Annotated in this window: 22 protein-coding genes and 1 other RNA gene; 6 read left to right on the top strand and 17 right to left on the bottom strand. The window is 69.7% G+C overall.

The window, feature by feature from the left end; translation table 11 throughout:
* Window positions 1-31: 31 nt before the first annotated feature.
* The 8 genes from LHA35_RS02190 to LHA35_RS02155 form a co-directional block, all read right to left on the bottom strand.
* Window positions 32-835 carry an enoyl-CoA hydratase gene (locus tag LHA35_RS02190; protein WP_226603898.1) on the bottom strand — a complete coding sequence of 268 codons (804 nt, stop codon included), beginning with the start codon at window positions 833-835 and terminating at the stop codon, window positions 32-34.
* A 302-nt stretch (window positions 836-1137) separates the two neighbouring features.
* Complete coding sequence (gene upp / locus LHA35_RS02185) at window positions 1138-1767, bottom strand: uracil phosphoribosyltransferase (protein WP_226603895.1); 630 nt, start codon at window positions 1765-1767, stop codon at window positions 1138-1140.
* 212 nt (window positions 1768-1979) lie between these two features.
* Window positions 1980-3323: a 3-carboxy-cis,cis-muconate cycloisomerase gene (pcaB, locus tag LHA35_RS02180; RefSeq protein WP_226603893.1), complete on the bottom strand. Its 1344-nt coding sequence runs from the start codon at window positions 3321-3323 to the stop codon at window positions 1980-1982.
* A gap of 7 nt (window positions 3324-3330) precedes the next feature.
* Window positions 3331-4482 carry a bifunctional 3-oxoadipate enol-lactonase/4-carboxymuconolactone decarboxylase PcaDC gene (gene pcaDC, locus LHA35_RS02175; protein ID WP_226603891.1) on the bottom strand — a complete coding sequence of 384 codons (1152 nt, stop codon included), beginning with the start codon at window positions 4480-4482 and terminating at the stop codon, window positions 3331-3333.
* 96 nt (window positions 4483-4578) lie between these two features.
* Window positions 4579-5787 (bottom strand): 3-oxoadipyl-CoA thiolase, encoded by a 1209-nt coding sequence (pcaF, locus tag LHA35_RS02170; RefSeq protein ID WP_226603890.1) that lies wholly within the window; start codon window positions 5785-5787, stop codon window positions 4579-4581.
* Window positions 5788-6044: 257 nt separating this feature from the next.
* On the bottom strand, window positions 6045-7100 hold the full coding sequence (locus LHA35_RS02165) for a 2-oxoacid:ferredoxin oxidoreductase subunit beta (RefSeq protein WP_226603888.1): 1056 nt from the start codon (window positions 7098-7100) through the stop codon (window positions 6045-6047).
* Window positions 7097-8932 carry a 2-oxoacid:acceptor oxidoreductase subunit alpha gene (locus LHA35_RS02160; RefSeq protein WP_226603887.1) on the bottom strand — a complete coding sequence of 612 codons (1836 nt, stop codon included), beginning with the start codon at window positions 8930-8932 and terminating at the stop codon, window positions 7097-7099. The genes LHA35_RS02165 and LHA35_RS02160 overlap by 4 nt, the downstream gene beginning before the upstream one ends.
* A 5-nt stretch (window positions 8933-8937) precedes the next feature.
* Complete coding sequence (locus LHA35_RS02155; protein ID WP_226603885.1) at window positions 8938-10737, bottom strand: FAD-dependent oxidoreductase; 1800 nt, start codon at window positions 10735-10737, stop codon at window positions 8938-8940.
* A gap of 359 nt (window positions 10738-11096) precedes the next feature.
* Here LHA35_RS02155 and LHA35_RS02150 point away from each other — a divergent pair, with 359 nt between their 5' ends.
* Both LHA35_RS02150 and LHA35_RS02145 read left to right on the top strand, forming a co-directional pair.
* Window positions 11097-11600 carry a VOC family protein gene (locus tag LHA35_RS02150; protein WP_226603882.1) on the top strand — a complete coding sequence of 168 codons (504 nt, stop codon included), beginning with the start codon at window positions 11097-11099 and terminating at the stop codon, window positions 11598-11600.
* A 118-nt stretch (window positions 11601-11718) separates the two neighbouring features.
* On the top strand, window positions 11719-12477 hold the full coding sequence (locus tag LHA35_RS02145; protein WP_226603879.1) for an SDR family NAD(P)-dependent oxidoreductase: 759 nt from the start codon (window positions 11719-11721) through the stop codon (window positions 12475-12477).
* Between the two features lie 3 nt (window positions 12478-12480).
* Here the strand turns inward: LHA35_RS02145 and LHA35_RS02140 are convergent, their stop codons facing one another.
* The 9 genes from LHA35_RS02140 to LHA35_RS02100 all read right to left on the bottom strand — a co-directional run bounded on the left by LHA35_RS02140 (window position 12481) and on the right by LHA35_RS02100 (window position 19547).
* Complete coding sequence (locus LHA35_RS02140; protein WP_226603876.1) at window positions 12481-12708, bottom strand: ribbon-helix-helix domain-containing protein; 228 nt, start codon at window positions 12706-12708, stop codon at window positions 12481-12483.
* A complete protein-coding gene (locus LHA35_RS02135) occupies window positions 12708-14114 on the bottom strand; it encodes a class II fumarate hydratase (RefSeq protein ID WP_226603874.1) in 1407 nt (468 codons plus the stop codon). Before LHA35_RS02135 ends, LHA35_RS02140 begins: the two co-directional genes overlap by 1 nt.
* 97 nt (window positions 14115-14211) lie before the next feature.
* Complete coding sequence (locus tag LHA35_RS02130; protein WP_226603870.1) at window positions 14212-14610, bottom strand: VOC family protein; 399 nt, start codon at window positions 14608-14610, stop codon at window positions 14212-14214.
* Window positions 14611-14673: 63 nt separating this feature from the next.
* Window positions 14674-15075 (bottom strand): RidA family protein, encoded by a 402-nt coding sequence (locus LHA35_RS02125; RefSeq protein ID WP_226603867.1) that lies wholly within the window; start codon window positions 15073-15075, stop codon window positions 14674-14676.
* A 10-nt stretch (window positions 15076-15085) separates the two neighbouring features.
* Window positions 15086-15304, bottom strand: a complete 219-nt coding sequence (locus LHA35_RS02120; protein ID WP_226603863.1) for a hypothetical protein — start codon at window positions 15302-15304, stop codon at window positions 15086-15088.
* Between the two features lie 189 nt (window positions 15305-15493).
* The gene (locus LHA35_RS02115) at window positions 15494-17095 is read right to left on the bottom strand and encodes a fumarate hydratase (RefSeq protein ID WP_226604045.1); all 1602 of its coding nucleotides are present in this window, start codon (window positions 17093-17095) and stop codon (window positions 15494-15496) included.
* Window positions 17096-17476: 381 nt separating this feature from the next.
* Window positions 17477-17965 (bottom strand): SspB family protein, encoded by a 489-nt coding sequence (locus LHA35_RS02110; RefSeq protein ID WP_226603860.1) that lies wholly within the window; start codon window positions 17963-17965, stop codon window positions 17477-17479.
* Between the two features lie 95 nt (window positions 17966-18060).
* Window positions 18061-18367: a transfer-messenger RNA gene (ssrA, locus tag LHA35_RS02105) on the bottom strand.
* A 10-nt stretch (window positions 18368-18377) separates the two neighbouring features.
* Window positions 18378-19547: a M20 aminoacylase family protein gene (locus tag LHA35_RS02100; protein ID WP_226603857.1), complete on the bottom strand. Its 1170-nt coding sequence runs from the start codon at window positions 19545-19547 to the stop codon at window positions 18378-18380.
* A gap of 270 nt (window positions 19548-19817) precedes the next feature.
* Here LHA35_RS02100 and thyX point away from each other — a divergent pair, with 270 nt between their 5' ends.
* From thyX to LHA35_RS02080, 4 genes are read left to right on the top strand one after another with little or no spacing between them, the layout of a single operon-like run.
* Complete coding sequence (gene thyX, locus LHA35_RS02095) at window positions 19818-20762, top strand: FAD-dependent thymidylate synthase (protein ID WP_226603854.1); 945 nt, start codon at window positions 19818-19820, stop codon at window positions 20760-20762.
* A gap of 4 nt (window positions 20763-20766) precedes the next feature.
* Window positions 20767-20985, top strand: coding sequence for a hypothetical protein (locus tag LHA35_RS02090; protein WP_226603851.1), 219 nt, complete (start codon window positions 20767-20769; stop codon window positions 20983-20985).
* 11 nt (window positions 20986-20996) lie between these two features.
* On the top strand, window positions 20997-21596 hold the full coding sequence (locus tag LHA35_RS02085; RefSeq protein ID WP_226603847.1) for an HD domain-containing protein: 600 nt from the start codon (window positions 20997-20999) through the stop codon (window positions 21594-21596).
* Window positions 21593-21844: a hypothetical protein gene (locus LHA35_RS02080; protein WP_226603845.1), complete on the top strand. Its 252-nt coding sequence runs from the start codon at window positions 21593-21595 to the stop codon at window positions 21842-21844. The genes LHA35_RS02085 and LHA35_RS02080 overlap by 4 nt, the downstream gene beginning before the upstream one ends.
* Window positions 21845-21985: the final 141 nt, after the last annotated feature.

Below are 21985 nucleotides of genomic sequence, written 5' to 3'. Positions count from 1 at the left end.
TCGGGGGGCGCGGCAGGCGCCCCCCTTCGCGTCACGCCGCGGTCTGCGCCTTCCCGCGCGCGATGGCAGCGGCCAGCCCGGCTTCCCGCGTGCGGCGGAACTCCTCTGTCACATGCGCCAGCTGGTGCGTGTCGAAATGCGCGTTGATTGCGTCCCGGAAGCCCTGCATGTCGGCAGCGCGGTTCAGGGAGCGCTTGGTCAGCTTGATGGCAAAGGGCGGCGCCGAGGCGATGTCCTCGGCCAGGGCCTGGGTTGCCGCCTCCAGCTCCGCCCGGGGCACCACGCGGTTCACCATGCCCACGCGATGCGCCTCGGCGGCACCCATGCGGCGGCCGGTGAAGAGGAACTCCTTCGCGGCGCGCAGGCCCATGACATAGGGATGCATCAGCACCTCGACCGCCGAGGCGGCCAGGGTCTTGCAGACCGGATCGGCGAAGAAGGCGTCCTCGGAGGCGACGATCATGTCGCACATGTTCGCCACCATGAAGCCGCCCGCGATGCAGGCGCCCTGCACGGCGGCGATGGTCGGCTTCGGGCAGTCCCAGATCCGCAAGGAGTATTCGAGGTAGCGCTTCTCCTCATAGGCCCAGCGCTGCTCCACCGAGAAGCCCTGGCGCTTCTCCTGGCCCTCCTTCAGGTCATGGCCGGCGGAGAAATGCTCGCCCTTGCCGGCGATGACGATGACGCGGACCGCGTCATCCCCGCTCGCCTCGCGCAGCGCCTGGTCGAGCTCATCGAGCAGCACGCTGCTCTCGGCATTGCGCATCTCGGGGCGGTCGTGGAACAGCCAGGCGACGGCGCCGCGCCGCTCCACGGCAATCTGGGTATAGGCCATGGGTCTCCTCCTCGCGGCCGGCAGCGCGGCCGGCTTGCTTGCGGGCCGGAGCCTGCGGCGGCGGCCGGTAATCGTCAACGGATGGCAGCCGGCCCGTTGCGGTCTGCGCCCTGCGGCGCGGGACCGCGCCCGTGCCTGCCGTGACGGGGCAAGGCGGGTAGCGGGGCTGTTCCCAACCGATGGCGCAGGCCAGCCGGGAGGCGATGGTTCCGGCCAGGCGCTGCGGCGGCACGCCGTGACCTACCGCAGTGGCCGGTGCGCGTTTTCCGGCGGCCGGGGTTGGGCCTCCTGCCGCACCGCCGTCACCGCGTTCCGAACATCCTGTCGCCGGCATCGCCAAGGCCCGGCACGATGTAGCCATGCTCGTTCAGATGGCTGTCGATCGCCGCCGTCCAGATCGGCACCTCGGGATGCGCGCCATGGAAACGCTCGATCCCCTCCGGCGCCGCCAGCAGGCAGACCAGGCGCAGGTCGTGGCAGCCACGCTCCTTCAGCCGGTCGATCGCCGCGACCGCGCTGTTGGCGGTGGCAAGCATGGGATCGAGCACGATCACCAGCCGCTCCGCCACATCCGGCGGGGCCTTGAAGTAGTACTCCACCGCCTGCAGCGTCTTCGGATCGCGGTAGAGGCCGATATGCGCGACACGGGCGGAGGGAACGAGGTCCAGCATGCCGTCCACGAAGCCCATGCCGGCGCGCAGGATGGGCGCGAAGACCAGCTTCTTGCCCGCCAGCAGCGGCGACTTCATGGGCGTGAGCGGCGTCTCGATCTCCACATTTTCGAGCGGCAGGTCGCGCGTGACCTCATAGGCCAGCAGCATGCCGATCTCGTTCAGCAGGCGGCGGAAACCCTGGGTCGAGCGTTCCACCTGCCGCATGAGCGTCAGCTTGTGCTGCACCAGCGGGTGGCGGACGACATGCACTTCCCTCATCGCGGGTCCTTCCGGGCTGGGTAGGTCAGTAAGGCATGCTGATCTAGCACCAGGGAGGAGGGAAGGGCGCGGGATTTGCCGCAGGCGCGAGGACCGAAAGAGGCCCGGAAGAGGCGTGACCTGCCCGACGAACGAACCCCGGCAGCAGAATCGCTGGCACGCGATTGCCCCCTCTCCCGGCGACAAGCGGTTGCATCCCGGTGCGTCGGCGATCAGACCCGCGCTAGGACCCGGTCCACGAAGGCCGCCGCGGCGCCGAGATAGCCGGCCGGGTCGGTCAGCCTTTCGATCTCCGCCCGCGGCAGCTTCCCGGCCACCTGCGGGTCGCGCAGCAGGGCCTCGGCCAGCGGCACGCCTTCCGCCAGGGCGACGTCGCAGGCATGGTGGACGACGTGATGCGCCTCGCCCCGGCCGATGGCAGGGGCGAGCCCCATCATCACCGCCTCCGCCACGATCAGCCCGCCGGTGCTCTCCAGGTTGCGGCGCATCCGGGCCGGATCGACCGTGAGCCCCTCGGCCAGGACCCGGGCGCAGGCGAGGGCGCCATGCGCCAGCAGGAAGGCCTGGCCCACAGCCAGCGGCTCCGCCTGCCAGGGCCCTGTCCCGCGCTCCTGGTCCTGCGCCATGGCGGCCAGCATCTGCGGCACCAGCGCATGCACGCCGCGGCTCTGGGCGATGATGTACTCGCAGGAGATCGGGTTGCGCTTCTGCGGCATGGTGGAGGAGCCGCCGCGCCCCTCCTGGTGTGGCTCCGCCACCTCCGCCACCTCGGTCTGCATCAGCAGGATCACGTCGGTGGCGATCTTCGAGAGCGACCCGCAGAGGAGGCCGAGAAAGGATACCGCCTCCGCCAGACCGTCCCGCGCGACATGCCAGGGGATGTCGGGCTGGGCGAGGCCGAGTTCCTGCGCCAGCCCCGCCTGCACCGCGAGCCCCTGGTCGCCGAGCGAGGCGAGGGTGCCGGCGGCGCCGCCGAATTGCAGCTTCTCGACGCGCGGGCGCAACTGCGTCAGGCGCTCCCGCATGGTGATGAGGGGCGAGAGCCAGACGGCCGCCTTGTAGCCGAAGGTCACGGGCAGGGCGTGCTGCAGATGGGTGCGCCCCGCCATGACGGTGGAGCGGTGCGTGCGGGCCATGCGGGCGAGGCCGCCGATCACCGCTTCCAGCTCCGCCCCGATCAGCGCCAGGCCCTCCCGCACCTGCAGCACCACGGCCGTGTCCATGATGTCCTGGGTGGTGGCGCCCCAATGCGTCCAGCGTCCGGCCTCCGGTCCCGCCAGGGCCGAGAGCTGCTTCACCAGCCCGACCACGGGGTAGCCGGTGTTGCGCGTGGCCGCCGCCAGCGCCGGCAGGTCCAGCCGGTCCACATCGGCGGCGGCGGTGATGGCCCTGGCCGCCGCCTCCGGCACGATGCCGAGCCGCGCCTGGGCGCGGGCGAGGGCCGCCTCCACCTCCAGCATGCGGGCGAGGAAGGCGCGCTCCCCCATCGCCGCACGCATGGCATCCGTGCCGTAGAGTGCGCCGAGGACGGGGCTGTCGGCCGGGTTCACGGGCATGTCGCGGTCAGCCTTCCATCTCGTTCAGCGTTTCCTTGGCGATGCGGAGGGCGGTGTTGGCGCTCGGCACGCCGGCATAGGCGGCGACCTGCAGCAGCACCTCCGCGATCTCCTCCGGCGTCACGCCGGTGTTCCTCGTGGCCCGCACATGCAGGCGGAACTCGTCATGGTGGTGCAGGGCGGAGAGGATGCCGAGGCAGAGCAGGCTGCGGTCGCGCACCGAGAGGCCCGGGCGGGTCCAGACGCGGCCCCAGACGCCTTCCAGGATGAAGTCGCGGAAGGGCGCATCCAGCGGCGTCAGCGCGGCTTCGGAGCGCGCGACATGCGCCTCCCCCAGCACGCGCCTGCGCATGACCAGGCCGGCCTCCGCCGCCGTGGCTGGCAGGGCGGTGACGGCTTCCATGTGCTGCAGGATGGCGCGAGTCATGGCGTGCTCCTGCTCGAGATTCGGGATGTGCGCGGCGTCCCTAATCGTCACCAGGGTGCTGCCGGGGATCGCTGCCTGGATTGCCTGCGCGGCGCTGGGCGGCGTCGAGGGGTCGCGGTCCCCGACCACCACGGTGGTGGGGCAGGCGATCTTCCCGAGGATATCGGCCGCCGTGCAGTCCCGGAGCGCCATGGCACAGCCGAGCCATCCCTGTGGATCGGTGCCCACCAGCATGCGCCGCAGCCCCTTGGAGGAGGCGAGGGACTGGTCGAGCACCCAGCGGCCCATGGTCATGTCCGCCACCGCACGGACGCCGCCGGCGGTCACCATGTCGATGCGTTCCTGCCAGCCGGCGGCACCGCCGAATTCCAGCGCGGTGTCGCAGGGCATGAGGGAGAGGACGCGCTGCGGTGCCATGGCCGCCATCTGCAGGGCGATGCGGCCGCCGATGGAGACGCCGCCGACATGCGCGCGCTCGATGCCGAGCGCGTCCAGCAGCGCCAGCGCGTCCTGCGCCAGCATGGCCATGCTGTAGGGACCTTCAGGGGCCTCGGTGAGGCCGTGGCCGCGCATGTCCATGCGGATGACGCGGTGGCGCCGGGCCAGTGCCGCCGCCTGCGGGTCCCACATGTGCAGCGTCGTCCCGAGGGAGTGCAGCAGCAGCACCGGCGGCGCATCGGCCGGACCCTCGACCTGCGCATGGATGGCGATGTCGCCGAGTTGGCAGAACATTCTTCCCTCCTCCCTGGACTCACGCCGGTCCAGGCCAGGTTCTGGCCTGGCCGGGGTGGTCTGGAGGGGGGGCCTGAGGCCCCCCTCCAGGCGGGCTCAGACCCGCTCGACCACCATCGCGATACCCTGCCCCACGCCGATGCACATGGTGGTCAGGGCGTAGCGCGCCTTGCGGTTCTGCAACTCCTGCACCGCCGTCTGCACCAGCCGCGCGCCGGACATGCCGAGCGGATGGCCGAGCGCGATGGCGCCGCCGTTGGGGTTCACGTGCTCCGCATCATCCGGCAGACCGAGATCCCGCGTCACCGCCAGCGCCTGGGCGGCGAAGGCCTCGTTCAGTTCGATGATGTCGATCTCGGAGAGGGTGAGCCCCGCCTTCTCCAGCACCTTGCGGGTCGCCGGGGCCGGGCCGAAGCCCATGATGCGCGGCGCGACGCCAGCGGTCGCCGCGGCGATGACGCGGGCGCGCGGCGTGAGCCCATATTTCTTCACCGCCGCCTCGGAGGCGATGATGATGCCGCAGGCGCCGTCATTCACGCCGCTGGCATTGCCGGCCGTCACGCTGCCGCCTTCCTTGCGGAAGGGGGTGGGGAGCTTCGCCAGCGCCTCCAGCGTCGTGTCGGGGCGGGGGTGCTCGTCCTGCTCCACCCGGACCGGGTCGCCCTTGCGGCGGGGGATCTCCACCGCGACGATCTCCTGCGCGAAGCGGCCGCCGGACATGGCCTTGCCGGCCCGCTGCTGGGAGCGCCAGGCAAAGGCGTCCTGGTCGGCGCGGGAGACCTGGAAGTCCTGCGCCACGTTCTCGGCCGTCTCCGGCATGGAATCGACGCCGTATTGCGCCTTCATCTTCGGGTTCACGAAGCGCCAGCCGATGGTGGTGTCGTAGATCTCCGGCGCGCGGCCGAAGGGCTCGGCCTGCTTGCCCTGGACATAGGGCGCGCGGGTCATGCTCTCGACGCCGCCGGCCAGCATGAGGTCGGCCTCGCCGGCCTTGATGGCGCGGGCGGCGATGCCCACGGCATCCATGCCGGAGCCGCAGAGGCGGTTCACGGTGCTGCCGGGGATGCTGTCCGGCAGGCCGGCCAGCAGCAGGGCCATGCGGGCGACGTTGCGGTTGTCCTCGCCGGCCTGGTTGGCGCAGCCGAAGATCACGTCCTCCACCGCCGCCCAGTCGACGCCCGGGTTGCGCTCCTTCAACGCCCGCAGCGGGATCGCCGCCAAGTCATCGGCGCGGACCGGGGCCAGGCCGCCGGCATAGCGGCCGATCGGGGTGCGGACGGCGTCGCAGATAAAGGCCTCGGCCATGGTGATACTCCTCCCGGGTAGCAGGGGTGGGGAAACTTGCGCGGCGGCCGGGGCGGGTCAATGGCCCGGGGAACGCGGCCGGCCGAGGCAAGGGGCGCATGCCCCGTTGAACAAGCCTCAGCGCCATCGCTGCCGCTTCTCTGTGGCGTCAGGCCAGCTTGGCGCCTGTGCCCCGCCATCCGGCTTGTCCAGGGCGAGGCCCGGCGGGGGGGAGGAGAAACGGAGCGCGGAGGGGGCAGGGCCCCCTCGCACGCGTCTCACCGCAGCGCGGCGTTGATCTTCTCCAGCGCCGCGGCGCCCGGCACCAGCGCCGCATCGTCCAGCCGGTTCAGCGGCAGTTCGACCGTGCCGAGATTCGAGTGCAGGTCCTCGGGGTCCGGATCGATATAGAGCAGACCGGTCACGATCTCGCCCGCTGCCTTCCGCTCATGCAGGTGGTGCATGGCGGCGACGCGGTCGGTCGGGTCGTACTCCTCATGCAGCTTGCGCAGCCGGAGGATGCTGCCGTCATGCTGCGTCACCTCCCGCACCTCGCCCGGGGCGTAATCCGTGGTGATCGGTTCCCGCCCCAGGATGACGTCGAGCTGGTTCATCGCCTCGTTGTGCTCGCGGACGAAGTCGTAGCTCTTGGTCGAGCCCTCATGATTGTTGAAGGCCACGCACGGGCTGATGCAGTCGATGAAGGCCGGGCCGGGATGCCGCAGCGCCCCCTTGATGAGCGGGACGAGCTGCGCCTTGTCGCCGGAGAAGCTGCGGGCGACATAGGTGGCGCCAAGCTGGAGCGCGATGCCGACCAGGTCGATCGCCTCGTCGGTGTTGACCGCGCCCTTCTTGGCCTTGGAACCCTTGTCTGAGGTGGCGGAGAACTGGCCCTTGGTGAGCCCGTATACGCCGTTGTTCTCGACGATATAGGTCATGTTCACGGCGCGGCGGATGCTGTGCGCGAACTGGCCGAAGCCGATGGAGGCGCTGTCGCCATCGCCCGAGACGCCGAGATAGATCAGGTCGCGGTTCGCCAGGTTGGCGCCGGTCAGCACGCTCGGCATGCGCCCGTGCACGGAATTGAAGCCGTGCGAGGCGCCGAGGAAGTAGTCCGGCGTCTTGGAGGAGCAGCCAATGCCGGACATCTTGGCGACCCGGTGCGGCTCGATCGAGAGCTCCCAGCAGGCCTGGATGATGGCCGCCGAGATTGAGTCGTGCCCGCAGCCGGCGCAGAGGGTGCTGATCGCCCCCTCGTAGTCGCGCCGGGTGAAGCCGAGCTCGTTCGTGGGCAGCTTCGGGTGGTGCAGCTTGGGCTTGGGAAGGAAGCTCATTCCGCGGCGGCTCCGATGGGGACGACCTGCATCGCCGAGGCGCGATCCGCGATCGCCGCGCGGATGAAGCGCGCGGTGATCGGCGTGCCGTCATAGTGGAGGATGGGGATCAGCCGGGCGGGGTCCACATTCCCCTCCGTCATGATCAGGGTGCGAAGCTGGGCGTCGCGGTTCTGCTCCACCACGAAGACCCGGTCATGGCGGGCGATGAAGTCCAGGACGTCGTCATGGAAGGGGAAGGCGCGGATGCGGAGCGCGTCGAGATGAATCCCGTCCTTCTCCAGCGCCGAGAGCGCCTCCTTCATCGCGGCCGAGGAACTGCCGTAGTAGATCACGCCCGTCCGGGTCGGCTCGGCGGCGCGGCGCTCCACCGGGTGCGGGACCAGGGACTTCGCCGTCTCGAACTTCTTCAGCAGCCGCTGCATGTTGTCGACATAGGCCGCGCCCACCTCGGTGTATTTGGCGAAGCGGTCGCGCGAGGTGCCACGGGTGAAGAAGGCGCCCTTGGAAGGGTGGGTGCCCGGATAGGTACGGTAGGGAATGCCGTCCCCGTCCGTGTCGAGATAGCGCCCGAAGGTGCGGCCGGCCTCCAGCTCCTCGGCCGTCATCACCTTGCCGCGGTCGAGCCTGCGGCTGTCATCCCAGGCGAAGGGCTCGCAGAGCCAGTCATTCATGCCGATATCGAGGTCGAGCAGCACGAAGACGGGCGTCTGCAGCCGGTCCGCCAGGTCGAAGGAGGCGGCGCCGAAATCGAAGCACTCCCGCGGATCCTCGGGCAGCAGGACGACATGCTTGGTGTCGCCATGGCTGGCATAGGCGGCCGAGAGCAGGTCCGATTGCTGCGTGCGGGTCGGCATGCCGGTGCTGGGCCCGGCGCGCTGGACATCGAAGATGACCGCCGGGATCTCGGCAAAATAGGCGAGACCCACGAATTCCTGCATCAGCGAGATGCCGGGGCCGGACGTCGCGGTGAAGGCCCGCGCCCCGTTCCAGGCGGCACCGATGACGACACCGATCGAGGCAAGCTCGTCCTCCGCCTGCACGATGGCATAGCGCTTCCTGCCCGTCTCGGGCTCCGTCCGCAGGCGCTTGCAGTGGCGCTCGAAGGCCTCGGCCAGCGAGGTGGAGGGGGTGATGGGATACCAGGCGCAGACCGTCGCCCCGCCATAGACGGCACCGAGCGCGGCGGCGGCATTCCCCTCCACATAGATCCGGTTGCCAACGGCATCCGCCCGCTGCAGCTGCAGCCCGAGCGGGCATTGCAGGTTCTCCAGCGCCCAGTCGCGGCCCATATGGAAGGCGTCGCGGTTCGGCTTGGCCAGCTTCTCCTTGCCCTTGTACTGCTCGGCGAGGAGCTGCTCGATCACCGCCGGCTCGATGTTCAGCAGGGCGGAGAGCGCGCCGACATACATGATGTTCTTCAGCAGCTGGCGCTGCCGGGCATCGGTGTAGTTGGCGTTGCAGATCTGGGTCAGCGGGATGCCGATGACCTGGATGTCGTCCCGGAAGCGCGAGGCCGGCATGGGTCGCGTGCTGTCGTACAGCAGATACCCGCCCGGATCGATCTCCGCGATGTCGCGGTCCCAGGTCTGCGGATTCATGGCGACCATCAGGTCCACGCCACCGCGCCGGCCCAGATGGCCCTCGCCGCTCACCCGCACCTCGAACCAGGTGGGCAGGCCCTGGATGTTGGAGGGGAAGATGTTGCGCGAGGCGATGGGGATGCCCATCCGCAGGATGGATTTGGCGAAGAGCTGGTTGGCGCTGGCCGAGCCCGAGCCGTTGACATTGGCGAATTTGACGACGAAGTCGTTGGTGGCGTCACGCGGCATCTCGGTCACTCCGCGGCCAGGGCCGGCACGGGGCGCGCGGCCTTGGCGGCTTCGAGCAGGAATTTCTGCATGTCCCAGGCGCCTGTCGGGCAGCGCTCGGCGCACATGCCGCAATGCAGGCAGACATCCTCGTCCTTGACCATGACGCGGCCGGTCTTCAGCCCGTCCTGGACATAGAGCGCCTGCTCGAGGTTGAGCGCCGGCGCCTTCAGGCGCGTGCGCAGTTCCTGCTCCTCCCCGTTCTCGGTGAAGGTGATGCAGTCCACCGGGCAGATATCGACGCAGGCATCGCATTCGATGCAGAGGCTGCTGGCGAAGACCGTCTGCACGTCGCAGTTCAGGCAGCGCTGGGCCTCCTTGAAGGCCAGCTCCCGGTCGTAGCCGAGCTCGACCTCCAGCGTGATGTCGCGCAGCGCCACCTCGTCCTCGGCATGCGGCACCTTGTACCGCAGGTCGAGCGAGACGTCGTTGTCATAGCTCCATTCATGGATGCCCATCTTCTGGCTGACGAGTTGCATGCCCTCAGGGGGACGGTCCCGCACATCCTCGCCGCGGCAGAAGAGGTCGATGGAGATCGCCGCGGCATGGCCATGCGCCACGGCCCAGATGATGTTCTTCGGCCCGAAGGCCGCGTCGCCGCCGAAGAAGACATTCGGGATGGTGGACTGGTGCGTGACCTCGTCCAGCTTCGGCAGGCCCCATTTGTCGAATTCGAGCCCGATATCGCGCTCGATCCAGGGGAAGGCGTTCTCCTGGCCGATCGCCACCAGCACGTCATCGGCCACGATGGTCACGTCCGGCTCGCCGGAGGGGACGAGCTGGCGGCGGCCCCTGGCGTCGTACTCCGCCCGCACCTTCTCGAAGACCATGCCGGTCAGGCGCCCGCCCTCGTGCAGCACCTGCTTCGGCACGAGGTAGTTGAGGATCGGGATGCCCTCGCGCATCGCGTCCTCCTTCTCCCAGGGGGAGGCCTTCATCTCCTCGAAGCCCGAGCGGACGACGACCGTCACCTGCTCCCCGCCGAGGCGCCGGGCGGAGCGGCAGCAATCCATCGCCGTGTTGCCGCCGCCGAGGACGATGACGCGCTTCCCGATCTCCTTGATATGGCCGAAGGAGACGGAGGAGAGCCAGTCGATGCCGATATGAATGTTGGCCGCGGCCTCCTGCCGGCCGGGCACGTCCAGATCGCGGCCGCGCGGCGCGCCGGAGCCGACGAAGACCGCGTCATAGCCCTCCGCCAGCAGCGCCTTCAGGCTCTCGACGCGCTGGCCGTAATGCGTCACCACGCCGCCACGGTCGGTGATGTAGCCGACCTCCTCGTCAATCACCTCGGCCGGCAGGCGGAAGCGGGGGATCTGGCTGCGGATGAAGCCGCCGCCCTGCTTCTCCCCGTCATAGACATGGACCTCGTAGCCGAGCGGGGCGAGGTCGCGCGCAACGGTCAGGCTGGCGGGGCCGGCGCCGATGCAGGCGATCCGCTTGCCGTTCCTCACGGCGGGAATCGGCGTCAGGCGCGCGCGGATATCGGCCTTGTTGTCGGCGGCGACGCGTTTCAGGCGGCAGATGGCGACCGGTTCCTCCTCCACGCGTCCGCGGCGGCAGGCCGGCTCGCAGGGGCGGTCGCAGGTGCGGCCGAGGATCCCTGGGAAGACGTTGGAGTGCCAGTTGACCATATAGGCGTCGCTGTAGCGGCCCGCGGCGATCAGCCGGATATATTCGGGGACCGGGGTGTGGGCGGGGCAGGCCCACTGGCAGTCGACCACCTTGTGGAAGTAGTCCGGGTTACGGATGTCGGTGGGCTTCAACGGACGTTTCCCTCATTGCGGGGATCTTGTGGTGCAAGCGGGGGGGCACGACGGCCTGCGCCCGGCGCCAGGACGGGTCCCGCTTCGTTCCTCCCACACCCTCTCGGGCCTGGGAAGCTTGCCCCACAACCGGGAAACCCGCAACGACCTGTCGCTGAGGTCCACTGGCCCGGCTGCAGGGCCCGGCAGTATGGATGATGGCCCCGGGCCAGGGGGGGCGCGACCCGTCCGGCGGACACGTCAGCGTGCGGGCTCCCGCAACTGGGAGATCACCGGAAACCCGGAGCCCGGCCGGGCAGGGGCGATTGACCAGGTGCCGCCTTCGTCCCTGAAATGGCCTGACATCCGGGGAGGGGGCCATGCAGGGCATGCCGCTGGCGCAGGACATCACCCAGGTCGGCATCGTGGTGCGGGACCTGGACAGGGCGCTGGCCGAATATACCCACAAGCTCGGCGTCGGGCCCTGGCGGGTCTACACCTATGCCCCGCCAAGGCTGACCGATATGCGGATCCGCGGCGTCGGGACGCCCTACAGCATGAAGCTGGCGCTCGCCTGGACGAAGGGGATGATGTGGGAGCTGATCCAGCCACTGGATGGCCCCTCCATCTACAAGGAGTTCCTGCGCGACCATGGGGAAGGCATCCACCATGTCATGGTGGACTACGGCGACCGGACGCTGGGGCAGGTGAAGGCGGAATTCGCTGCGCGCGGCTGGCCGGTGCTGATGGAGGGCAACTACCTCGGCAGCCAATTCGCCTATTTCGAGACGGAAGGCAGCCTGACCACAACGATCGAGGTGCGCTATTCCGCACCGGGCTGGCAGCGGCCGGAGCCGGAGTCCTGGTACCCGGCGGCGCGATAGACCGCCCGGCGCGCATGATGACGCGTGTCAGACGGTCCAGCCTTTTGTTTTGGATGAGCAAGCTGCGTCGCCTGAGTGGGGCCACTCAGCCGTCGTTTGCTCTGGGGGAGAGACGAGGATGGCGGATCTGAAGGGAAAGGCGGCACTGGTGACGGGCGCCAGCCGTGGCCTGGGCGAGGGCGTGGCGCGCGCGCTGGCCGGCGCGGGCGTCACGGTGATGCTGGCGGCGCGCGATGGCGAGGCGGTGGCCGCGGTGGCGAGGGAGATCGTGGCGGGCGGCGGCAGGGCCTACAGCATGGCCGCGGACGTCTCCGACTTCGCCGCGACCGAGGCGCTGATCACCGAGACACGGGCACGCTGCGGCGGCCTGGATATCCTCGTGAACAATGCCGGCGTGATCGAACCGATTGCGGAGATTGCGGATTCCGATCCTGCCGCCTGGGCGCGCAACATCGCCATCAACCTGGTCGGCCCCTACAATGCGGTGCGCGTGGCGCTGCCGGGCATGATCGCGGCGGGCGGCGGGACCATCGTCAATGTCTCCTCCGGCGCCGCCTACCGGCCGCTCGAGGGCTGGAGCGCCTATTGCTCGGGGAAGGCGGGCCTTGCCATGCTCACCCGCGCGATCGCGCTGGAGACGCAGGGGAACGGCATCCGCGCCTTCGGCTTCTCGCCTGGCACGATCGACACCGAGATGCAGGTGAAGATCCGTGCCTCCGGCATGAACGTCATCAGCCAGATCCCGCGCGGGGACCTCTCCCCGGTCGCGCATGCGGTGAAGGGCCTGGTCTATCTCTGCGGCGCGGAGGCGGATGACCTGATCGGGCAGGATGCCTCGATGCGCGACGATGCCTTCCGAGTGCGCCTCGGGCTGTAGCGCCTACCGCCGCGCCGCCTCCGCCAGCGCATGCAGCCGGAGCGCGCTGGCGAGCGGCTGCGAGGGATCGGCGCGCGCCGTGTCCACCTCGGTCACCAGCGCCGCCAGGCTGAGGCCGCGGTGGCGCGCAGCCCCCTCCAGCACCGCCCAGAATTCCGGCTCCAGCGCGACCGAGGTGCGGTGGCCCGCCAGCTGGAAGCTGCGCTTCCGGAGATGACGGGCCGCCTCCATTAGTCGCCGAGCGACGCGCCGGGCGCGATCATCGTCTCCGGCCGCACCCAGCGGTCGAAATCCTCCGGCTTGACGAAGCCGAGCTGCTCCGCCGCCTCGCGCAGCGTGAGATTCTCCGCCAGCGCCTTCTTGCCGATTTTCACCGCCTTGTCGTAGCCGATATGCGGGTTGAGCGCCGTGACCAGCATCAGCGACTTCGCCAGGTTCTCGGCGATGCGCTCCCGGTTCGGCTCCAGCTTCAGCACCATGTGCTCGGCGAAGCTCTCGGCGGCATCGGCCAGCAGCGTCGCGGATTGCAGCACGGCCTGGATGATCACCGGCTTGAAGACATTGAGCTCCAGGTGGCCCTGCGCCCCGGCGACCGTCACCGTGGTGGTATTCCCCATCACCTGGGCGCAGACCATGGTCAGCGCCTCCGCCTGCGTCGGGTTGGTCTTGCCGGGCATGATGGAGGAGGAGAGGCCGTCCGCCGGCACGATGAGCTCCGCGAGGCCCGAGCGCGGGCCGCTGCCGAGCAGGCGGATATCGTTGCCGAGCTTGTTGAGGGAGACAGCGATGACGTTCATCGCCCCCTGCAGCTCGACGAAGGCGTCATGCGCTCCCATGCCCTCGAATTTGTTCGGATTGGGGGCGAAGGCGAGGCCGGTGCGGTCCGCCACGATCTCGCAGAAGACCCGGTCGAAATCCGGATGCCGGTTCAGCCCGGTGCCGACCGCGGTGCCGCCCTGCGGCAACATCAGCAGCCGCGGCATCACCGCACGCAGCCGCTCCTGCCCCAGCTCCACCTGCTGCGCCCAGGCGGCGAATTCCTGGCCCAGCGTGACCGGCACGGCGTCCATCATATGGGTCCGGCCGATCTTGATGATCTCCGCCCATTCCTGGGAGCGCTGCCAGAGCGCCGCATGCAGCCGCCCGAGCGCAGGGATCAGCCGGCCCGAGACCGCCTCCGCCGCGGCGATGTGCATCATCGTGGGGAAATTGTCGTTCGAGGACTGGCCGCGATTGACGTGGTCGTTCGGGTGCACCGGCTTGCGGGTGCCGAGCGGCTGGCCGAGGATCTCGTTGGCGCGGTTCGAGATGACCTCGTTCGCATTCATGTTGGTCTGGGTGCCGCTGCCGGTCTGCCAGACGGGCAGGGGGAATTCCGCGTCCCGCTCGCCATCTGCGATCTCCTGCGCCGCCTGCCGGATCGGCTCCACCAGCTCGGCCGGCAGTTCGCCGAGGCGGCCATTGGCGTCGACACAGGCCCATTTGTGCAGGCCGACGGCGCGGACCAGCCCGGGCGGGAAGCGCTCCGCGCCGATGCGGAACAGCCGCCGGGCCCGTTCGGTCTGCGGGCCCCAGTAGCGCTCGGCCGGGATGTCGATGGTGCCGAGCGAATCGGTTTCGGTGCGGGTCTCGGCCATGGCTCTCTCCTGCTGCCCCGCCCGATATGGGCAGAGCATGTCTGGCCGGCCGATTCACGGCTCCGGGCGCCGGCGGCGCCCATCCGAGATCAGACGGCTAGGGGGAGTAGGAGGAAACCTCCACAAGGTTCCCCTCGGGGTCCCGGCAATAGACCGAGCCCATGGGGCCGAGCGCGCCCTGGCGGGTCACCGGCCCCAGCTCGATCCGCACGCCGCAGCCATGGAACTGGCCGATGATGTCATCGACCTTGACCGCGACGATGAAGCAGAGGTCCTGGGTGCCGGGCAGGCAGGTCTCTGCCGCCAGCCAGTCGGCCTGGCTCGCGTCATGCGGCCGCAGGTTGATCTTCTGGCCGCCGAATTTCAGCGCGACGCGGGGCGGGCTGCCGAAATCCTCGCGCTCCATGCCGAGGACGCGCTGGTACCAGCTCGCCATCATTTCGATGTCGCGGCAGTTGATGACGAGGTGGTCCAGGCGGTCGACGGCAAAACGCATATCAAAGTTGCTCCCTTCGGTCGCGGCCGACCGAGTCTGACCTGTGCAGCGAAGCCGCTCCGCTCACCGGGCGGCGGGTCCCTTGGGCAGGCGGGCGGTGACCTCGATCTCGATGCGCATCGCATCGGTCTGCAGGCCGGCATGGATCAGGGTGGAGGCGGGCTTCGCGCGGCCGAGATGGCGCTTCACCACCGGCCAGCAGGGCTCCCAATCCTCCCGCCGCGGCACGATGAAGAGCGCGCGCACGACATCGTCCAGGCCGGCCCCGGCCTCCGCCAGGGCAGCGGCGATGTTGCGGAAGGCCTGGTCGGCCTGGGCAACCACATCCTCCGCGATGGTCATCCGGGCGTAGTCGTAGCCGGTGGTGCCGGAAACCCAGACATGGTCGCCATCGACCACGGCGCGGCTGTAGCCGATCTCCTCCTCGAAGCGGCTGCCGGAGGAGATGAGGCGGCGCCCGGTCATGCGCGCTGCCTCACTGGGTCGAGCAGACCACGGCGGCGACGGCGCCGTCCGGGCCCGGATTGGTGAGGAGGACCACGCGCTGCACCACGGCAATCTGGCCGGAGGAGTCGCGGATCTCCATCCCCGGCACCGGGATCACCGGCAGCACCACCACGCCGTCGTCATACGCCGGCTCGCCCCGGTTCAGGCCATCCGGATCGAACCAGAGGCGAATGCGGAATCCCGCCATCTCAGACTCCTCCCATGGCCGGCATGCCGGGCCAGCCGCGTCCCACCCTGCCATCCCGGCCGGTGGCCGGGGACATCCTGCATCCTGCCATAAAGCCGCAGGCGGCGTGCAGCCGTCATGCCCGCCCCGCCACGGCCCGCCGGGAAGATACTCAGACCATCGGATCAGCAACAGGATGGCGCCAGACCGTCACTCCAGCCCCTCGTAGAAGTCGTTCCCCTTGTCGTCCATGACGATGAAGGCGGGGAAGTCCACGACCTCGATCCTCCAGACCGCCTCCATGCCGAGTTCGGGGTATTCCAGCACCTCGACCTTCTTGATGCAGTCCTGCGCCAGCCGGGCCGCCGGGCCGCCGATGGACCCGAGATAGAAGCCGCCATAGGTCTTGCAGGCATTCAGCACCGCCTTGCTGCGGTTGCCCTTCGCCACCATGACGAAGCTGCCGCCCGCCTTCTGGAAAGCCTCGACATAGCTGTCCATGCGGCCGGCCGTGGTCGGGCCGAAGCTGCCGGTCGGCATGCCCTGCGGGGTCTTGGCCGGGCCGGCATAGTAGACCGGGTGGTTCTTGATGTAGTCCGGCAGGCCCTCGCCGCGGTCCAGCCGCTCCTGCAGCTTGGCATGGGCGATGTCGCGCGCCACCACCATGGTGCCTGTCAGCGAGACGCGGGTCTTCACGGGGTGCTTGGACAGCGTCGCGCGGATCTGGTCCATGGGCTGGTTCAGGTCGATCTGCACGACCTCGCCGCCCAGGATCTCGTCGGTCTGCTCCGGCAGGTACTTCGCCGGATCGTGCTCCAGCTCCTCCAGGAACACGCCCTCGGGCGTGATCTTCGCCTTGATCTGCCGGTCGGCCGAGCAGGAGACTCCGATGGCGATGGGCAGCGAGGCGCCATGCCGCGGCAGCCGCACCACCCGCACGTCGTGGCAGAAATACTTGCCGCCGAACTGCGCGCCGATGCCGAGGTTCTGGGTCAGCCTGTGGACCTCCGCCTCCAGCTCAGTGTCGCGGATGGCGTGGCCGGACTTGTCGCCCTTGGTCGGCAGCCCATCCAGGTAACGCGTGCTCGCCAGCTTCACCGCCTTCAGCGCCGTCTCGGCCGTGGTGCCGCCGATGACAATCGCCAGGTGGTAGGGCGGGCAGGCGCTGGTCCCCAGCGTCTTGATCTTCTCCTCGATGAAGGCCAGCAGCTTCGGCTTGTTCAGCACCGCCCGGGTCTGCTGGTAGAGGAAGGTCTTGTTGGCCGAGCCGCCGCCCTTCAGGACGAACATCAGGTGGAACTCGTCCGCATGGTGCTCGCCCGGCGCGGCCATGATGGAGAAGTCCACCGGCAGGTTGTTGCCGGTGTTCACCTCCTCGAACATGGAGAGCGGCGCCATCTGCGAGTAGCGCAGGTTGGTCTCGGTATAGGTCTTGGCCACGCCGAAGGAGATCGCCTCCTCCTCGTCGCCCTCGACCCAGACGCGCTGGCCCTTCTTGCCGAAGACGATGGCGGTGCCGGTGTCCTGGCACATCGGCAGGGTGCCGCCGGCGGCAATCGCCGCGTTCTTCAGCAGGTCGAGCGCTACGAAGCGGTCATTCGCGCTCGCCTCCGGGTCCTTCAGGATGTTGGCGAGGCTCTGCAGATGGCCGGGGCGCAGCAGGTGGGAGACGTCCTTGCAGGCCTGGAAGGCGAGCTGCTCCAGCGCCTCGCGCCTGACCTTCAGGACCGTCTTGCCCTCGACCTGGATGGTCGAGACGCCCTCGATGGGCAGCTTGCGGTAGGGGGTGGTGTCCTCCGCCAGCGGGAACATCGGGCTGTAGAGGAAGCCGGCGGGGCGGCTGGGCTGCGTCACCGGGCCGGCATCGACGTCGAGGGGTGGGGTCACGGGCGGTCTCCGCGCGCTGGCGCCGCGGGCCCGTGCCGGGTGCAGGGGCGGTCGGGCGGCGCCGTCAAATCCCCGCCGGATTACTCCAGCACGCGCGTGAAGCCAACCGCCGGGGCAGAACGGGGGGAGGGCGGAACGACGGCACGACAGGTCTCTGCCCCGTTCTGCGCGGGCATGGAGTCCCGGCGGGGCGTGGTCCGTACATCGTGGCGTGGCGACAATGCCAGCGGCGCCGACAACCGGGATGGCCGGGATAAGCCTGGCCAGGGTGGTCCCTCCGGTCGCCGGTCCCAGTCCAGCTGTCCCCTAATCCCGCTTGCGGCGGAAAGCGTCCAGGCTGACCACCTGCGGCTTCGGGTCGGCCGGTTCCGTGGCCGGCTCCTCGGCCTGGGGCAAAGGCGCCACCTCGGCGGGCTCGGGCGCCGGGAAGCGAAGCCCGAAGCGCGCCTGCGGGTCGGCGAAGGCGGTCAGCGCCTTGAACGGGACCACCAGGGTCGCCGGCACGCCCCCGAAGGACAGCCCGACCGAGAAGCTGCCCGCCCCCCGATCCGCCTTCAGATCCCAGAATTTATGCTGCAGGACGATCGTCATCTCCTGCGGGTAGCGCGCCTTGAGATGCCCCGGGATCGAGACGCCGGGAAAGCCCGTCCGGAATGTCAGGTAGAAATGGTGATCCCCCGGCAAGCCGTTCTTCGAGGCATGGTCGATGGCCTCGACCACCACGGCGCGCAGCGCCTCCTCGGCCCAGGCTGAGTAGGGCAGCAGACTCTCGGCGGGTGCAATGGTCTCGTTCATGATCCAACCCTATCCCCCTTAAATAGGGGAGAGGATGAACTCACGGAAGTGGGAGGATTCGTTAACGTCGGTCAAATTCGATAACGGCGCCGTGAAGTGGGGGGCTTCTGTTGCCCGGTGCCCCCCGAACCGCGCTTATCACTGCTTACGCAGCAACAGCGAGTGCGTCGTTGTCGTTCGCACTTAGAATCGGCCCGATAACGGCGGAACCATGCCGGGCAAAAACGGCCCCATTACCACGCGCGTCGAGCCTGTTTCGCCCCCCTGCCACCCCGAAGGGTGATGGTGGAGGCGCCGGGCACTGCCCCCGGGTCCGCAACGCTTATCTCGAGCCGCGTTTATCACCATAGTCACCGAAGTGACGAGCCTCATATAGCGCATCCCCGCGCCGATTTCGAGGGGGGGTATCGGATTATGCCGCCTCGCCCCGCGGCAGGCCCCGCTCCACCACCCGGGCGAACAGCCCCGCGCCATAGGGAATCGCCGCGTCGTTGAAGGCATAGCGCGGATTGTGCAGCGAGGCGCTGTCCCCGTTGCCGAGCTGGATATAGGCTCCCGGCACCTTCTCCATCATGAAGGAGAAATCCTCCGAGCCCATGCCGGCGGGCTTGTCCCGTGCCACCCTGGCCTCGCCCACCAGTTCCGCCGCAGCGGCGGCCAGCGCCTCGGTCTGCTCCGGATCGTTCACCGTCGGGGCGAAGATCAGCCGCCAGTCGAGAGCCGCGGTCGCGCCGAAGCCGGCCGCCACGCCCTCCGCCATGCGGGCCAGGCCCTGCTCGATCTGCGCCGCCACCTCCCGGCTGAAGAAGCGGGCGGTGCCGGAGAGGGTCGCGGTTTCCGGGATGACGTTGTAGGCCTCCCCGCCCTGCACCTTCGTCACGCTGACCACCGCCTGGTCGCGCGGGCTGAGGTTGCGGGAGACGATGCTCTGCAGGGCGGTCGCGATGTGGCAGGCGGTCAGCACCGGGTCGATGCTCGCCTCCGGCCGTGCGCCATGGCTGCCCTTGCCGGTCACGGTGATGTCGAAGAAGGCGCCGCCTGCCGCGGTCGGCCCCGGGCGGATGGCGTATTCGCCAACCGGCATGCCCGGCCGGTTGTGCATGGCGTAGATCGCATCGCAGGGGAAGCGCTCGAACAGCCCGTCCTCCAGCATCGCCAGCGCGCCGCCGCGGCCTTCCTCGCCCGGCTGGAAGATGAAATGGACGATGCCGTCGAAATTCCGGGTCTCCGCCAGGTATTTCGCGGCGCCGAGCAGCATGGTGGTGTGGCCGTCATGGCCGCAGGCATGCATCACGCCCCTGGCCGTGCTGCGGAAGGGGAGGTCGGTCAGCTCCTCCATCGGCAGGGCGTCCATGTCGGCCCGCAGCCCGATGGCGCGGTTGCCGCGGCCGGCGCGGAGCACGCCGACCACCCCGGTCCCGCCGACGCCCCGATGGACCTCGATCCCCCAGGCCTCGAGTCGCTGCGCCACTACCTCCGCGGTCCGGTGCTCGGCCATGCCCAGTTCCGGATGGGCATGCAGGTCCTGGCGGATGGCGGTCAGTTCGGCCTGGTGCCGGCGGATGGCATCAAGGGGTGACATCGAAACTCCTGGGCAGCGACAGGGAAGGGAACAGGCGGGCATCCTGCGCCCGGTTCCCCGGCGGCACCAGGGGCCGGGAATTGCATCGACCCCGACCGCCGCCCGGTCTAGAAGGCCGCCCGCGGCGGCCCATACCTCCGGCCCTGCGAGTCCCTGGAGCGGTTTCACGCTGGCTGCGCAGCGGAAAGCCGCTCCATCCTATTGATTGTCGAGCAGATCCACGTCTCCGGGCGTGTCCACCCGCAGGCAGCTGCTCTAGGGGTCCGAAGGATGGCGCTGACCGACGCACAACAGCAGGAGATCGAGGCCGCCCGCGCCGCGGAGGGCCGCACCCGCCGCCCCGTGGCGCCGGGGCTGGAAGCGCTGCTGTTCCAGGCCATCCCGGTGCTGGACCACGGCTTCCTGCGCGTGATCGACTATATGGGCGACGATGCCGCGGTGGTGCAGGCCGCCCGCGTCTCCTATGGCCGCGGCACCCGCGCGGCGAATGAGGACCGCGGCCTGATCCGCTACCTCATGCGCCACCGCCACTCGACGCCCTTCGAGATGTGCGAGATCAAGTACCATGTGAAGCTGCCGATCTTCGTGGCGCGGCAGTGGATCCGCCATCGCACCTCGAACGTGAACGAGTATTCGGCGCGCTACTCCATCCTCGACCGCGAATTCTACATCCCCGCGCCGGACCAGCTGGCCGCCCAGTCCAGCAGCAACCGCCAGGGCCGCGGCGCGGTGCTGCAGGGGGCGGAGGCGGCGCGCGTCCTCGACCTGCTGCGGCAGGACGCCATGCAGACCTATGACCACTACGCCTGGATGCTGAACGAGGACGAAGCGGGCAACACGCTCGACCAATCCCGCCAGGGCCTGGCGCGCGAGCTGGCGCGCATGAACCTGACGCTCAACACCTATACGCAGTGGTACTGGAAGACCGACCTCCACAACCTCTTCCACTTCCTCTCGCTGCGCGCCGACAGCCATGCGCAATATGAGATCCGGGTCTATGCCGAGGCGATGCTGCGGACGGTCGAGGCCTGGGTCCCCGCCTGTTTCGAGGCTTTCCGGGACTACCGGATGGGCGCGGTGACGCTCTCCGCCGGGATGCTTTCGATCGTGAAGCGCATGCTGGCCGGCGAGCCGGTGGAGCAGGCGGGCAGCGGCCTCTCGAAGCGGGAGTGGCGCGAGCTGATGGAGGTGCTGGGCCGCGAGCCGGCGGCCTGACCCCATGGGCTGGATCCTGCTCGGACTGCTGCTGGTCTTCGGCCTGCCGCTGGTCCTGGTCCTCATGGGCGTGGCCCTGGCGCTCTGGGTGACCCTGGCCGTCGCCGGCCTGGTCTGGAGCATCCTCACCTTCGTCCTTGGCTGGCCCCTGCCGGGCATCCTCCTGGCGCTGGCGGCCGGCATCGCCATCGGCCGCGGCGCGGCCCGGCCGGGCCGGCCCTAGGAGAGGGGCGGATGGACCCGGCCCGCATCGAGGCGATGCTCGACTTCCTCGCCCTGGCCGACCGGCTGAAGACGGTGGAGCGCCGCGGCCGCGTGCCGCTGCCAGACGGCACCACGCGGCGCGAGAACAGCGCCGAGCATTGCTGGAACCTCGCTTTGGTCGCCCTGCTGCTGCACCGGGAGGTGGCGGCGGAGATCGATCTCGGCCGCGTCCTTTCCATGATCGCGGTGCACGACCTGGTCGAGATCGAGGCCGGCGATACCTACGCCTACGACCCCGCCGCGCGCCTGACCCAGGCGGCGCGCGAGGCCGCGGCCGCCGAGCTGGTCTTCGGCGCCCTGCCGCCCGATCTCGGCGCCAGGCTGCGGGCCTTGTGGGAGGAATTCGAGGCCGGCGAGACCGCCGAGGCGCGCTTCGCCATGGGCTGCGACCGCCTGCAGGGCTTCCTGCAGAATGTCCTCAGCGAGGGCCTGGCCTGGAAGGAGCATGGCGTGACGCGGGCCGACACCGCGCCGCGGATGCAGCCCGCCATGGCGGCGGACCCCGCCTTCGCCGCGCTGATCGGCGCGCTCTATGCCCGCGCCGCCGCCGGCGGGATGCTGCCGGAATGAGCGGCAGCACCCGCACGCGCCATGCGCCGAAGCCCCGGCCCGCATCCCGCGCCACCTCGCGCCCGGCCCCCATCCGTGCCACGGCCTCGCCGCTCTCCGGTTGGCGCCGCTGGCGCTGGGTGGCGATCCTGGTGATCGTGGGCCTGATCGGGCTGCCGCTGGCGCATGCGATCCTCGGGGAGGTGGCGGCGCTGCTCGGCGCCATCTTCCTGCTCGGCTTCCTGATGGGGCGTTGGACGGCAGGCTGACGGCGGCAGCCCGATCGGCTCGACACCGCCGGCGGCGATACCGGCGGCACGGGGCCAGGCCTGGTCGCTTCCGGCCGGCCGGCGATTCTCTGCCATGGCCTGCAGAGCGGAGTCTCGCCCCTCCGCCACCCCTTGTGGCTC

Source organism: Roseicella aerolata, from assembly GCF_020523605.1.
Lineage (GTDB): Bacteria > Pseudomonadota > Alphaproteobacteria > Acetobacterales > Acetobacteraceae > Paracraurococcus > Paracraurococcus aerolatus.
The sequence above is the reverse complement of the archived record's forward strand: the minus strand, read 5'-3'. Positions and strand labels throughout refer to the sequence as shown.

Coding starts and splice junctions, on each gene's coding strand:
- LHA35_RS02190 (WP_226603898.1), bottom strand. CDS start 835: ATGGCCTATACCCAGATTGCCGTGGAGCGGCGCGGCGCCGTCGCCTGG.
- upp (WP_226603895.1), bottom strand. CDS start 1,767: ATGAGGGAAGTGCATGTCGTCCGCCACCCGCTGGTGCAGCACAAGCTG.
- pcaB (WP_226603893.1), bottom strand. CDS start 3,323: ATGCCCGTGAACCCGGCCGACAGCCCCGTCCTCGGCGCACTCTACGGC.
- pcaDC (WP_226603891.1), bottom strand. CDS start 4,482: ATGTTCTGCCAACTCGGCGACATCGCCATCCATGCGCAGGTCGAGGGT.
- pcaF (WP_226603890.1), bottom strand. CDS start 5,787: ATGGCCGAGGCCTTTATCTGCGACGCCGTCCGCACCCCGATCGGCCGC.
- LHA35_RS02165 (WP_226603888.1), bottom strand. CDS start 7,100: ATGAGCTTCCTTCCCAAGCCCAAGCTGCACCACCCGAAGCTGCCCACG.
- LHA35_RS02160 (WP_226603887.1), bottom strand. CDS start 8,932: ATGCCGCGTGACGCCACCAACGACTTCGTCGTCAAATTCGCCAATGTC.
- LHA35_RS02150 (WP_226603882.1), top strand. CDS start 11,097: ATGCAGGGCATGCCGCTGGCGCAGGACATCACCCAGGTCGGCATCGTG.
- LHA35_RS02145 (WP_226603879.1), top strand. CDS start 11,719: ATGGCGGATCTGAAGGGAAAGGCGGCACTGGTGACGGGCGCCAGCCGT.
- LHA35_RS02140 (WP_226603876.1), bottom strand. CDS start 12,708: ATGGAGGCGGCCCGTCATCTCCGGAAGCGCAGCTTCCAGCTGGCGGGC.
- LHA35_RS02135 (WP_226603874.1), bottom strand. CDS start 14,114: ATGGCCGAGACCCGCACCGAAACCGATTCGCTCGGCACCATCGACATC.
- LHA35_RS02130 (WP_226603870.1), bottom strand. CDS start 14,610: ATGCGTTTTGCCGTCGACCGCCTGGACCACCTCGTCATCAACTGCCGC.
- LHA35_RS02125 (WP_226603867.1), bottom strand. CDS start 15,075: ATGACCGGGCGCCGCCTCATCTCCTCCGGCAGCCGCTTCGAGGAGGAG.
- LHA35_RS02120 (WP_226603863.1), bottom strand. CDS start 15,304: ATGGCGGGATTCCGCATTCGCCTCTGGTTCGATCCGGATGGCCTGAAC.
- LHA35_RS02115 (WP_226604045.1), bottom strand. CDS start 17,095: ATGTTCCCGCTGGCGGAGGACACCACCCCCTACCGCAAGCTGCCCATC.
- LHA35_RS02110 (WP_226603860.1), bottom strand. CDS start 17,965: ATGAACGAGACCATTGCACCCGCCGAGAGTCTGCTGCCCTACTCAGCC.
- LHA35_RS02100 (WP_226603857.1), bottom strand. CDS start 19,547: ATGTCACCCCTTGATGCCATCCGCCGGCACCAGGCCGAACTGACCGCC.
- thyX (WP_226603854.1), top strand. CDS start 19,818: ATGGCGCTGACCGACGCACAACAGCAGGAGATCGAGGCCGCCCGCGCC.
- LHA35_RS02090 (WP_226603851.1), top strand. CDS start 20,767: ATGGGCTGGATCCTGCTCGGACTGCTGCTGGTCTTCGGCCTGCCGCTG.
- LHA35_RS02085 (WP_226603847.1), top strand. CDS start 20,997: ATGGACCCGGCCCGCATCGAGGCGATGCTCGACTTCCTCGCCCTGGCC.
- LHA35_RS02080 (WP_226603845.1), top strand. CDS start 21,593: ATGAGCGGCAGCACCCGCACGCGCCATGCGCCGAAGCCCCGGCCCGCA.